At 73.8% G+C, this 12237-nt stretch carries 12 protein-coding genes; 4 read left to right on the top strand and 8 right to left on the bottom strand.

Translation table 11 applies throughout. The features are described 5' to 3' along the window. Positions 1-147: 147 nt before the first annotated feature. From ACQ1X7_RS04755 to ACQ1X7_RS04735, 5 genes are all read right to left on the bottom strand, one after another. Complete coding sequence (locus tag ACQ1X7_RS04755; protein WP_432477009.1) at positions 148-1092, bottom strand: DUF1214 domain-containing protein; 945 nt, start codon at positions 1090-1092, stop codon at positions 148-150. 128 nt (positions 1093-1220) lie between these two features. Beyond that, positions 1221-2249 (bottom strand): SIS domain-containing protein, encoded by a 1029-nt coding sequence (locus tag ACQ1X7_RS04750; protein ID WP_432477008.1) that lies wholly within the window; start codon positions 2247-2249, stop codon positions 1221-1223. Positions 2250-2256: 7 nt separating this feature from the next. After that, positions 2257-2421: a Trm112 family protein gene (locus ACQ1X7_RS04745; protein WP_432477007.1), complete on the bottom strand. Its 165-nt coding sequence runs from the start codon at positions 2419-2421 to the stop codon at positions 2257-2259. Further along, the gene (locus ACQ1X7_RS04740) at positions 2418-3788 is read right to left on the bottom strand and encodes a phosphomannomutase/phosphoglucomutase (protein ID WP_432477006.1); all 1371 of its coding nucleotides are present in this window, start codon (positions 3786-3788) and stop codon (positions 2418-2420) included. The genes ACQ1X7_RS04745 and ACQ1X7_RS04740 overlap by 4 nt, the downstream gene beginning before the upstream one ends. Before the next feature lie 39 nt (positions 3789-3827). Further along, positions 3828-4190: a DUF3499 domain-containing protein gene (locus ACQ1X7_RS04735; protein WP_432477005.1), complete on the bottom strand. Its 363-nt coding sequence runs from the start codon at positions 4188-4190 to the stop codon at positions 3828-3830. Between the two features lie 50 nt (positions 4191-4240). Between ACQ1X7_RS04735 and ACQ1X7_RS04730 the strand changes: the two genes are divergently transcribed. Beyond that, positions 4241-4690: a metallopeptidase family protein gene (locus ACQ1X7_RS04730; protein ID WP_432477004.1), complete on the top strand. Its 450-nt coding sequence runs from the start codon at positions 4241-4243 to the stop codon at positions 4688-4690. A gap of 10 nt (positions 4691-4700) precedes the next feature. Here the strand turns inward: ACQ1X7_RS04730 and ACQ1X7_RS04725 are convergent, their stop codons facing one another. The 3 genes from ACQ1X7_RS04725 to ACQ1X7_RS04715 all read right to left on the bottom strand — a co-directional run bounded on the left by ACQ1X7_RS04725 (position 4701) and on the right by ACQ1X7_RS04715 (position 9248). After that, positions 4701-6089 carry a DUF5719 family protein gene (locus ACQ1X7_RS04725; protein ID WP_432477003.1) on the bottom strand — a complete coding sequence of 463 codons (1389 nt, stop codon included), beginning with the start codon at positions 6087-6089 and terminating at the stop codon, positions 4701-4703. After that, on the bottom strand, positions 6086-8920 hold the full coding sequence (locus ACQ1X7_RS04720; RefSeq protein ID WP_432477002.1) for a glycosyltransferase family 2 protein: 2835 nt from the start codon (positions 8918-8920) through the stop codon (positions 6086-6088). Before ACQ1X7_RS04720 ends, ACQ1X7_RS04725 begins: the two co-directional genes overlap by 4 nt. A gap of 73 nt (positions 8921-8993) precedes the next feature. Continuing rightward, complete coding sequence (locus tag ACQ1X7_RS04715) at positions 8994-9248, bottom strand: WhiB family transcriptional regulator (RefSeq protein WP_432477001.1); 255 nt, start codon at positions 9246-9248, stop codon at positions 8994-8996. A gap of 243 nt (positions 9249-9491) precedes the next feature. On the opposite strand from ACQ1X7_RS04715, the gene cofD reads away from it, so the two are divergent. From cofD to ACQ1X7_RS04700, 3 genes are read left to right on the top strand one after another with little or no spacing between them, the layout of a single operon-like run. Next, on the top strand, positions 9492-10505 hold the full coding sequence (gene cofD / locus ACQ1X7_RS04710) for a 2-phospho-L-lactate transferase (RefSeq protein WP_432477000.1): 1014 nt from the start codon (positions 9492-9494) through the stop codon (positions 10503-10505). After that, positions 10502-11446 carry a coenzyme F420-0:L-glutamate ligase gene (gene cofE, locus ACQ1X7_RS04705; RefSeq protein ID WP_432476999.1) on the top strand — a complete coding sequence of 315 codons (945 nt, stop codon included), beginning with the start codon at positions 10502-10504 and terminating at the stop codon, positions 11444-11446. The genes cofD and cofE overlap by 4 nt, the downstream gene beginning before the upstream one ends. Positions 11447-11495: 49 nt before the next feature. Then, positions 11496-12236 carry a DUF3105 domain-containing protein gene (locus tag ACQ1X7_RS04700; RefSeq protein WP_432476998.1) on the top strand — a complete coding sequence of 247 codons (741 nt, stop codon included), beginning with the start codon at positions 11496-11498 and terminating at the stop codon, positions 12234-12236. The last annotated feature ends 1 nt before the right edge of the window (position 12237 follow it).

Raw genomic sequence — 12237 nt, 5'->3', positions numbered from 1 at the left:
AGTACCTCCGCGACCACACCGGCACCCGCGACGTCTCCGTCGACCGCCGGCCACCACCCCGAGATTGACCCCGCCCCACACCCCGCCCGACTGGGCGGGGCCACCTGCACGCACGCCGACGGCGACGAGCGGACGTGTTGCGATCCACTAGGGCGTGAGGCATGGAAAGGTCCACGCTCCGTTCAGGACCTCAGGGCGGGGTCGGTACATGCGCACGAGGTAGTTCCAGCCCTCGGTGATCGGTAGAGAGTTCTGAGCGGGGTCACCGTCGCCTCCGAAACGGACCGTGACGCTGTCGTCGTCGTTCCGGGCCGCGGTGATGTTGTTGACGCTGTAGGCGTCACGATCGTTGGGTTCGAAGAACCCAGCCTTGTTGTACACCGAGATGGACCAGAACCCGTCCACCGGCACGTCTGCTCCCACCGTGAGCTCGTACTCGCCGACCGGGAGGTGCGGGTCGACCCCGACGTAGGCTGCCTCTGCATCCGGGAGCCCACCCCAGCCTGCCGCGGTCCCGATCAAGTGGTGCACAGGGTGCACCTCGTCCCGACGGCCGAACGTCTTGTCGAAGACGGTCAGGTCCCGTGCCAGCTCCAGGAGAGCCTCCCGCGTCCGGTCGAAGCTCTCCTTGTCGTACTCGGGCATCTCGAAGGCCCTGCCCGATGCGGCTGTGACCTGGATCTGATCCTGCACCGCCGCCACTGCCGCGAGGTCGTCATCATCCCGAGGATCGACGAGCGTTCGGGCGGCGACCGCGACATAGGGTGTCTCGAGCTGGTCGACGGTCAGGTCGTAGGTGCCGGGGTCGTGGATGACCTGATTGATGTAGTGATCCTCGTTGACCAGCATCACCGACAGGTAGCGATCACCGGCGCTCGGCACGGCGAGCGTCGCTCCCTCGGAGATGTCGACGACCGCGAAGCTGTAGAGGGTGTCCCGGTTCAACCGGATGACCGTCTGCTCGTGGACGTCAGCGGGGTGACGGTGGTGCAGGAGCCGGTTCACTCCACCGGCATCACGTTGCAGGTCCGAGAACATCCGGTGAGTTTCGGCCCGCTCGAAGTTGTCACTGTTCACCCTGATGGCTGCCACGACGCGATCCTGATGCGGATCCCGCGGAGCCCTGTTCACCCAGTCCGGGTGAACGCTCTCCTACGCCCTGGTCCGTGCTCTGGGCCGTCGCGGGACTCCACTCAGCGGGCGTCGCCTGTCTCGGCGGCTCAGTCCTCCACCAGCCCGAGCCGCAGGTACTCGGCGGCGTAGCTGCCGCTGAGCAGCAGCGAGGCGTAGCGGGCGACCTCGGTGGGGGCGTCGGTGGTCAGGGTCTCGATGCGGACGCCGCGGTCGGAGGCGGCCGCCCGGAGCCGGCCCCGGTCCTCGCGGACCACGGGCTCCTCGCTGCCGTCGTCGAGCACCAGCAGCATCGGCCGCAGCTCGCGGGGCTCGTGGGCGAACGGGTCGTCGAAGACGTCCCGGGGAGCGGCAGCCTCGAGGAGCGGGAGCAGGTGCTCGGCATCGCCGGCGAGCGCGCTGCGGCCCGAGGCCCGGCGCAGCGACTCCGCGATCCGTCGCGCGGCACGTGCGGCGAGCACGCTGCCGCCCCAGACCACGGGGGTGGTGTCGGCCAGGGCGATGGCCAGCATCTTGGCGGGGTTGACGGCGAGGTCACGGTGCGGCGAGCAGGTCAGCGCGACGTCGTCGAGCGCGGCGGCGACGCGCTCGGTGTCGACGCGCGGGCCGAGCTGGACCCGCTCCAGGTAGTCGAGGACCACCACCGCGGTGGCGAGCTGGTCGCCGGTGACGGTGGGGAGGATGGTGCTCCACCGGCCGCCGGCGTGGTCCGCGACCATCGAGGTCGGCGGGCAGGCGACGACGACCTGGCAGCCCCGACGTACCGCCTCGGCGACCGCGGACGCCGAGCTGTGCCCGCCGTCGGGTGCGAGCACCACGACCAGGTCGAGGCCCCCGGCCCAGCCCGGCAGGGACGGCCCGGGCCAGGCCACGAACGGGACCGGGCACCACGGCTCCAGGACCGCGCGCAGCAGCCGGGAGTCAGGGCCAGCCGCGATCACGGCCCGCGGCCGTTGCTGCTCGGCAGCGCGGCCGACTGCGAGCTCGATCGCCTCGGCCGCCTCGGTGGTCTCTCGCCGGACGCGGGCGCCGCTCTCGGCGAGGGTCCGCAGCCGCAGGTCCGCGCGCTGCCACACCTCCTCGTCGTCGAGGCGGGACTCGTCGAACCAGGTCGCCATCGTGGGGTCAGCCCGGTCGCCGGGCCTCGTCGACCAGCAGCACGGGGATGTCGTCGCGCACCGGGTAGGCCAGGCCGCAGGCCTGGCACACCAGCTCCTCGCCGGTGACGGCCAGGTCACCGTGGCAGTCGGGGCAGACGATGATCTCCAGCAGGGCAGGATCGAGGTTCATGCGTGGCTCCTGATCAGGTCCAGCGCGGCATCGCGCACGCGCTCCATGGTGGCAGGGTCGCGACCTTCCGCGTTGAGCCGCAGCAGCGGCTCGGTGTTGGACGGCCGGACGTTGAACCACCAGTCGTCGTGGCTCACGGTCAGCCCGTCGAGCTCGTCGAGGGTGACTCCGTCGCGACCGGCGTACGTCGCCCGCACCTGCTCGAGCACCCGCCCCGGGTCGTCGACCGTGCTGTTGATCTCGCCGCTCAGCGCGTAGCGCTGGTGCTCGGCGAGCAGCCCGGACAGCGGCCCGTCGGACTCGGCCAGCGCGGCGAGAGCGTGGAGCGCCGCGAGCATCCCCGAGTCGGCCCGCCAGAAGTCACGGAAGTAGAAGTGCCCGCTGTGCTCACCGCCGAACACCGCGCCGGTCTCGGCCATGGTGGCCTTGATGAAGCTGTGCCCGACCCGGGTGCGGACCGGGGTGCCGCCGAGCTCGGTGACCAGCTCGGGCACCGCACGGCTGGTGATCAGGTTGTGGATCACCGTCGCCCCCGGCTCGCGGGCGAGCTCACGGCTCGCGATCAGCGCGGTCAGGGCCGACGGCGACACCAGGGCGCCCTGCTCGTCGACGAGGAAGCAGCGGTCGGCGTCGCCGTCGAAGGCCAGTCCGACGTCGGCGCGCTCCTCGAGCACCCGGCGCTGCAGGTCGACCAGGTTGGCCGGCTCGATCGGGTTGGCCTCGTGGTTCGGGAAGGTCCCGTCGAGCTCGAAGTACATCGGCACCAGCTCGATGTCGGTCAGCCGCTCGAACACGGCGGGAGCGGTGTGCCCGGCCATCCCGTTGCCCGCGTCGACGGCGACCCGCAGACGGCGACCGGTCACCGGCGCCAGCGACAGCAGGTGGTCGACGTAGTCGGCCAGCACGTCCCGGTGGCTCACCTCGCCCGCCCGGGGGGCGGTGTACGTCGTCCCGGCGGCGACCCGGTCGCGGATCTCGCTGAGGCCGGTGTCGCGGCCGACCGGACGGGCACCGGCGTGGCACAGCTTGATGCCGTTGTAGCGGGCCGGGTTGTGGCTGGCCGTGAACATCGCGCCGGGGACGTCGAGGTGACCGGACGCGAAGTAGAGCTGGTCGGTGGCGGCCAGTCCGATCATCACCACGTCGGCCCCGGCGGCCGACGCCCCGGCCGCGAACGCGGCGGCGAGCTCAGGCGAGCTGGGGCGCATGTCGTGGCCCACCACCACCCGGTCGGCCCCGGTGACGTCGACGAACGCGCCCGCCGTGGCCCGGGCCAGCTCCGCGTCGATCTGGTCGGGGACGGTGCCGCGCACGTCGTAGGCCTTGAAGACCTGGTCGAGGTCGGGCCGGGACGCAGCGGGGACCATGACGCGGGACTCTAGGGCACGAGGGTGGCGTGGTGCCGGTCAGTCGGTGGTGAGCACCCGCAGGTGCCCCCGGCGCGCCACCTCGCGCCCCGGCTCGACGACCGGCGTCGGCCCCGGGGGCGGCGGGACGGGCCGGGCGGCCTCGCGGACCGCGTCGGCCAGGGCGAGCAGGTCGTCACTGCTCGGGCCCTGCGTCGCCGGGTCGGGCTGCAGTCGCAGTACCTCCCACCCGCGCGGGGCCGAGAGCCGCTCGCTGTGGACGTCGCACAGGTCGTAGGCGTGCGGCTCGGCGAAGGTGGCGAGCGGCCCGACGACCGCCGTCTGGTCGGCGTACACGTAGGTCAGCGTCATCACCGCGGCGCGGCCGCAGGCTGTGCGCGAACACCGACGGACAGGACTCACGACGCAGACGCTACCCGCGGACCGGCCGGTTCCCGATTAGGCTCGCGGCCGTGGAACAGGCAGTGGGAGGCGGCACCCCGAGGCGCCGCACCCGCGACCGTCGGGGGCGTGGCATGCGCGGTCCCGGCGTGCTCCCCCGGGTGCTCGGGGAGCCCGAGCTGCGGACCTCCGGCGAGCGTTTCGACCAGCTCGTCCTCGACGTGGTCTCGGCCGTCGACGAGCGGTGGTCGGACCGGCTCGGCGTGCTGGAGTACGCCGTCGAGGACGCTCCGCAGATCCCGGACGACTGGCACCCCGAGAGCGTGCCGCTGTCGTCCCTGGTCCGCGGTGCGCGCGGCGCACCCACCCGGCTGGTGCTGTTCCGTCGCCCGATCGAGCACCGGGCCCTCACCCGGTCCGACCTGGAGGCGATGGTGCTCACGGTCGTCGTCGAGCAGGTCGCCGAGCTGCTCGGCGTCGAGCCGGAGGTCGTCGACCCGCGCTACCGCCCCGAGCCCTGACCGGCGGCGGTCAGGGCAGGCCCGGCCGGACGTCCGGCACCAGCGTGGTGCGCACCAGCTCCTGCAGCGGCAGCACGGTCGCACCGTCCCCGGTGCTCACCAGCGACGCGGCCACCGACGTACGGCGCGGCGTGACGCGCACCAGGCTGGCGTCCTCGGGCAGCTCCACGCGGCCGCCGGAGCCCTCGGTCAGCTCGACCCTCTTCTGCGACAGCCGCTTCCCGTCGTCGTACGCCTCCACGACGGCGACCCCGGCCCGCTCCGCGCCGGCGAGGACCAGGCTCGACCGCCCCGGCGGCACCAGCGACGTGATCGGCGAACCGACCCGGGAGACGACCGGCGCGAGGACCCGGTCGCCCTCGACCACCGACGCCAGCCCCGCGGTCACCGGGCCGGTGCTCCGCAGCTCCAGGCCCAGCGCGCCGTCCTGCACCTCGGCCCGCAGCTCTGCGGTGATCGGCACCTGCTCGAGCGAGCCTGGGGCGACCGACACCTCGTCGAGACCCTCGGGGACGAACGACGCGTCCTCCGTGACGATCCGGACCTCCACCCGCACCTCGTCCTCGCCCGGGTTGGCGAGGCTCAGCCAGTCGCGGCCCTCGCCCTCGACCAGCCCGAGCAGCAGCTGCTCGGTGGCGGGCTCGCCCGAGGCGGGGAGCCAGTCCCGGGTGAGCCGGCGCGTGCCGAGCGGCGGGGTCGAGTCGGCGAGCGTCACGCCGAGCCGGCCCCGCGACACCACGACGTCCAGCGCGAGCTCCTCCCGGGTCGGCGCCGCCTGCGTCAGGTCGACCTCGACGGTCCGCCCGCCCTGCACGGTCAGCCCGCGCAGCTCGGGGACGTCGACCGGACCGTTCCGCCCGAGGACCGTGACGTCGGCGACGGCGGGTCCGGAGTCGGGGTTGGCGAGCTGCAGCACCGAGGCGTGGTCGGCGTCGGCGCCGACCCCGGTGAAGCGGTACTCGGGGCGCGGCAGGACGCACTCCGACGCCGCCAGCCCGTCGGGCTGGAACCGCGCCGCCAGCAGCTGGGCCGAGACCTCGCCGCGGGCGCGCACGAAGGTGGCCCCGTCGCGGCCGGAGAGAGTGGTCACCGCGTCGGAGCTGAGGTCGACGTCCTCCTGCTCCCCCGTGCCGTCGTCGACGGCGGCGGAGCCGCCCTCGAGCTTCCCGGCGGGCGCGATCGCCACCTCCGGCTCCCGCTCGATCGCGGGCGGGCAGACCAGGTCCGCCTGCTGGACGGGGACGACGTCGGCAGGCCGCTCCGGGGTCTGGGTCGTCTCCGGCTGCACCAGCCAGAGCGCGCCGACGGTGAGCAGCGGGAGCACCACGGCGAGCACCCCGGTGGGGCTGACCCGCCGCGGCGTCGCGGTCCGGCGGCCGGTGTCGGTGGGAGACGTCATCGGCGCTCCCTCCCCAGGCTCGGGACACACAGCACGAGGACGACGAGGACGGCCACGGCCTGGACGACCAGCAGCGCGGTCCGGGTCGACGACTCACTGCTGGTGACGGCGTCCGGCTCGACGTCGGCGCCGACGTGCCAGGCCCGGGTCTCCCGGTCCTCCGCGCTCGCCTGCTCGAGCCCGGTGGTGGCGTCGAGGACCGCGGCCACGTTGCCGTCGGCCGGGTCGGGGAGCACGACGTACTCGATCCCCTGGCCCGGCAGCGACTCGACCGCGCCCGACGCGGGCGAGGAGACGAGCTCACCGACGACGGCGTCGAGGTCGCGGTCGGCACTCATCAGCCCGACGATCTCGTCCTCACCGACGGTGAGGCCGTCCTCCCGGACCACGGACCACTGGAACCCGGTCTCGACGTCGCCGCGGATCACCAGGATGCCGTGCTCGGGGCCGAGCGCGGCGCTCTGCATCATGTACGCCGGGATGCCGGTGTCCCGGGTGTCCTCGAGCTCGCCGGGCCCGTAGACCACGAACCACCCGAGCCCCACCACCGGGACCGCTGCCGCCACCAGCACCACGGTGGCCACGACCCGGCGTCGCCAGGCACTGGTCGAGCCGCCCCGGGTCGCCCCCTGGGCCGCGATCACCGCTCCGACGACGAACGCGGCCTGGATGACCACGACGAGGAAGCCCAGTCCGGCCTCGGTCGACACCGCGTCCCGCTCGAAGGTCACCAGGCCCAGTGCCGAGGCGACCAGCGCGGCGGCGAGGGCGACGATCCAGCACACCAGGACCGGGACCCGGGTGCGCGACGGCACCAAGGCCAGCACGGCGACGGCGAGCAGCAGGAGGCCGAGCCAGGCCGGCGCACCCGCGTCGCCGAGGTGCCCGGTGACGAGGTCGGCGAAGCCCACGGTGGCCATCGGCAGCCGCCCGGCGTCGAGGGCGAGGGCCGCGGCCGAGCCCTCGAGCACGGCGGGCACCCACCACGGCGCCAGGAGCACGGGCGGGCACAGCAGGGCGACGGCGGGCGGACCCCACACGGACCGGGTCCGCATGCCCCGAGCACTGATGAGGAACCCGGCACCGATCACCAGCACGGCCAGCACCAGCGCGAACCAGTAGGCCAGCGGGGCGAAGGCGGCACCGAGCGAGAGCAGCAGGCCGACCCGCCACCCGGCCCGCCAGCGCCGGTCGGCCTCGGGGTCGGCGAAGCCGAGGGCGGCGTGCGCCAGCCACGGGAGCAGGGTCGCGACCGCGACCACCCCGAACCGGCCGAGGCCCCAGGCCCCGCTGGTGGCGGAGACCAGGGCATAGCTGGTCGCCCCGAGGAAGAGCAGCCACGCCGGCGGCCCCGTGGGCTCGAGCAGCTTCCCGACCACGCGCAGGAACCGCCACGCGCCCCAGAACGACAGCGGGACGGCGAGCACCAGCAGCGCGCTGATCGTGGCGGTCGGGCCGATCAGCGAGCCGACCAGCGCGAGCGGCAGCACGTACGCCGGCGCCGGCACGGCCGTGCCCTGGCCCAGGGGGTGCGACGACTCGAGGTAGAGCTGCCACCACTGCGACGCCGAGGCCGGCGCCGGGGCGAGCGCTCCGCCGACCACCGTGCCGAACGCCTCGCGGGCGCCGATGAGCGCGAGCACCACGAAGAGCAGCCCGCCCAGGGTCACCGGGTTGGTGAAGAACCGCGCCAGGACACCGGGCTCCTCGGCGAACGGGTCGTCGTCGTCGACCCTGCGGCGGCCGCCGGTCTCGGTGGCGAGCCGGCGCCGCTCGGCGACGTCCGCGGCCTGGTTGGTGAGCGCCGCGGCCAGGTCGCTCACGAAGTCGAGCCCGTGCCGGTAGGGCACCCACCACCTCGCCAGCAGCGGGGAGGCGTCCACCGGGGGCGACGTCCGGCGCTGCCGGCGGTCCCGCCGCGCGCGGAGCACGACCCCGGGCTTGCCGTACAGCGAGACCAGGGCGGCCAGCTCGTCGAGCGCCTGCCCGACCTGGCGCACCAGCAGGTAGCCGACCATCCGGACCAGGGTCCCGAGGGCCAGCCGGACCACCCGCCACGGGAGGGCCCGGGTGCTGGAGTTCGCCAGCAGCGTGTAGAGCGCGGCGCGGCGCTCCTGGTAGTGGATGTGGCGCCCGGTGAGCGGCGTCCGGCGTACGCCGCGGTGGGCCGCCTCGACGTGGAAGACGACCGCCTCGGGGACGATCACCGTGCGGTGGCCGGCCGCGGCGGCCCGCCAGCCGAAGTCGATGTCGTTGCCGAAGACCGGCATCTGCTCGTCGAGGCCGCCGAGCTCCTCGAGGACCGCGCGGCGCACCAGCATGCCGGCGGTGTTGACGGCCAGCACGTCCCGGACGTCGTCGTGCTGGCCCTGGTCGTACTCACCCCGCTCCAGCCCGGTCTCGCGACGACCCGTGCCCGACACGGTGACGCCGAGCTCGAGCAGCCGTCGCAGCGAGGGCCACTCGCGCAGCTTGGGGCCGAGCACGTCGGCGCCCGGGTCGGCCGCGGCCGCCGCCAGCAGCGCCGCCAGCGCGTCGGGGTCGGGGGTGGAGTCGTCGTGGAGCAGCCACACCCACTCGGCGTCGGGCTGGCTCGCGGCGACCTGCTCGAGGCCGAGCCGGACGGCCTGGGGGTAGGAGGTCGCCCCGCCCACCCGGACCACGTCCCCGAAGGCCGCGTCGAGCAGGTCGGCGCTGTCGTCCTTGCTCCCCGTGTCGACCGCGACGACCCGCGAGACCGGCGTCCGCTGCCCGCGCAGGCCGTCGATCACGGTCGGGAGCCAGCGGGACCCGTCATGGCTGACGAGAAGGGCGACGACCGTGGCTGACACGACGAGTGACCATAACGGCCACCCGGTTGCCTGACCCAACTGACGCGGTCACCCGCGGCAGCGGATGATCGCGTCAGACTGCGCGCTTCTTCAGCTTGCGTCGCTCCCGCTCGGAGAGCCCGCCCCAGATGCCGAAGCGCTCGTCGTTCATCAACGCGTACTCGAGGCACTCGTCGCGCACCTCGCACGTGAGGCAGACCTTCTTGGCCTCCCTGGTGGACCCGCCCTTCTCGGGGAAGAACGCTTCAGGGTCGGTCTGTGCGCACAGTGCGCGCTCCTGCCACCCTGCTTCCTCGGCGTCCCCGTCGAGGAGAAGTAGTTCTCTCACGGCACTCGCCCTTTCGACCCGGACACCCCGCCGACGGATCTGGCGATCCGGCGACCTGGGTGTACTCCTGTTCCTTCTCGTGCCCCCGTGTCCTCGACCCCTGACGGGGCCTGTTCGACGCAGAACAGTCGAAGAACACTGTGGGAATTACACGCCTGTCGTACACCGGAAGTCAAGGCCGCCCGTGCTATAGGGCAAAGACCACCCGAATGGACTAGTCCGGGTGTACGGCAGGCTGATGCCATGCGCCAGATCACCGTGCTCTCCGGCGGCATGGGCGGAGCGAGGTTCGTCCGCGGCCTGCGGCACGGCATCCTGTCCGGGACCCTACCGGGGGTGCCGCGGAACGCCGAGGTCACCGTCGTGGCCAACACCGCCGACGACTGGTGGGTGCACGGGCTCAAGGTCTGCCCCGACCTCGACACCGTGATGTACACCCTCGGCGACGGCATCGACCCCGGGCGGGGCTGGGGCCGGCGCGACGAGACCTGGCACCTCAACGAGGAGCTCGCGGCGTACGGCGTGGACCGGACGTGGTTCGGGCTGGGCGACCGCGACCTCGCGACCCACCTGGTCCGCACCGAGATGCTCGAGGCCGGCTTCCCGCTCTCCCAGGTCACCGAGGCGCTGTGCCGTCGCTGGCTCTCCCCCGGGTCCGGAGGGAGCGTCCGGCTGCTCCCGATGAGCGACGACCGGGTGGAGACCCACGTCGTCGTGACCGACCCGGACGAGCCGAGCGGTCGCCGGGTCGTCCACTTCCAGGAATACTGGGTGCGGCTCCGGGCCGAGGTCCCCGCCCAGGGCGTGGTCGTGGTCGGCCAGGACGCTGCCACCCCGGCCCCGGGCGTGGTCGAGGCGATCACCGACGCCGACCTCCTCGTGCTGCCGCCCTCCAACCCGGTCGTCTCGGTCGGCACGATCCTGGGCCTGCCCGGCGTGCGGGAGGCGGTGGTGGCGACGGCGGCTCCCGTGGTCGGCCTCTCCCCCATCGTCGGCGGCCACCACGTCCGGGGCATGGCCGAGCAGCTGCTCGCCGCGATCGGGGTCGAGGCGTCCGCCGAGGCGGTCGGCCGGCACTACGGCGCGCGCGACGCCGGCGGCGTCCTCGACGGCTGGCTGGTCGACGAGCAGGACGCCGACGGCCTGCCCGGGTTGCGCGGTGCCGGGCTGCGGGCAGCGGCCGTCCCCCTGATGATGACCGACGACGTCGCCACCGCCGCGATGGCCGCCGCCGCGATCGAGCTGGTGCACCCGTGAAGCGCGTCGAGGTCCTGGCACCCGACGGCGTGCCGGAGGTCGGGTCGGGGGACGACCTCGCCGGGCTCCTGACCGCGGTGGCCGAGCTCGAGGACGGCGACGTGGTGCTCGTCACCAGCAAGGTGGTCGCCAAGGCGGAGGGCCGGGTGGTGCCCGGGACCCGCGACGACCTGCTCGCGACCGAGACCGCCCGGGTCGTGGCCAGGCGGGGGCCCACCACGGTCGTCCGGACGCGGCACGGGCTGACGCTGGCCGCGGCGGGGATCGACGCCTCCAACGTGGAGCCCGGCCACGTGGTGCTGCTGCCGGTCGACCCGGACGCCTCCGCCCGGCGACTACGGACCCGGCTCGCCGAGACCACCGGCTGCACGGTCGGCGTGGTCGTGACCGACACCGCCGGGCGGGCCTGGAGGCACGGCCAGACCGACCTCGCGGTGGGGGCGGCGGGGATCCGGGTGCTCGACGACCAGGCCGGACGGCTCGACCCCCACGGCAACGAGCTCGCGGTCACCGCACCCGCGGTCGCCGACGAGCTCGCCGCGGCGTCGGAGCTGGTGCAGGGCAAGCTGGGCCGGCGGCCGTTCGCCGTCGTCCGCGGACGTGCCGACCTGGTGCTGCCGCTGGGCGACGACGGGCCGGGCGCGGTCGCCCTCGTGCGCGCCGACCACGAGGACATGTTCGGGCTCGGCAGCCGGGAGGCCGTGGTCCGCGCCCTGCGCGGCGACCCGGCGGACGTCGCGGCGTTCGGGGCCCCGGCCGGTCCGGACGACGTGCTGGCCGCCGTGGTCGCGGTCACGGGTACGACGCCGCGGCAGCTGGCCGACGGCGGGCTGGAGGTCGACGCAGACCCGGCCGTGCTGCGCCCGCTCGCCCACGCGCACGGCTGGCGGCTCGAGACCGATCCGACCGGTCCTGCCCGGATCCGGCCGCCCGGTCCGTAGAATCTGCGCGACTCCCCCCATCGCCCCGACCACCCCGAGGAATCCGCACGTGGCCAAGCAGAAGACTGCCAAGTCCGACCGACAGGCGAAGATCGACGCCATCCGCAGCCAGCAGCAGGGCGCCGAGCGCCGGCGCGGGTTCCTGATCGTCGGCGTCTGCGTGGTCGTCGCGCTCCTCATCGTCGGCGCCGCTGCCTACCAGCCGATCAAGGACTGGTGGGACCAGCGCGAGTTCGACGACCTCCAGCTCTCGGCCATCGGGGCGCCCGCCTCGGTCTGCCAGGACGTCGAGACCAAGACCGCATCCGGCAGCCAGGACCACGTCGAGCCCGGCACCGACATCCCCTACGAGGACGCTCCGCCCTCGTTCGGCACCCACTACGACATCTGGGACGGGATCGAGCGCAAGTTCTACACCGAGGGCGACCGTCCCGACGTCGGCGAGCTGGTCCACAACCTCGAGCACGGCTACACGCTGCTCTGGTACGACGAGACCATCGCGGGCGACGACCGGGCGATGGACGAGCTGAACGCGCTGGCGTCGAAGTTCACCGACAACGACAACTACCGCAACAAGTTCAAGGTCGTCCCGTGGACCTCCGACGACGGCGACGCGTTCCCCGAGGGGCAGCACGTCGCGCTCACCCACTGGTCGGTCGGCGGGGACGGCGACCCCTCGGGCGAGCAGACCGGCGTCTGGCAGTACTGCTCGGAGCCGAGCGGGGCGGCGCTCGAGCAGTTCATGAAGGACTACCCCTACACCGACAGCCCCGAGCCCGACGCCATCTGAC

It is taken from the genome of Nocardioides sp. GXQ0305 (assembly GCF_050880345.1).
Lineage (GTDB): Bacteria > Actinomycetota > Actinomycetes > Propionibacteriales > Nocardioidaceae > Nocardioides.
The sequence above is the reverse complement of the archived record's forward strand: the minus strand, read 5'-3'. Positions and strand labels throughout refer to the sequence as shown.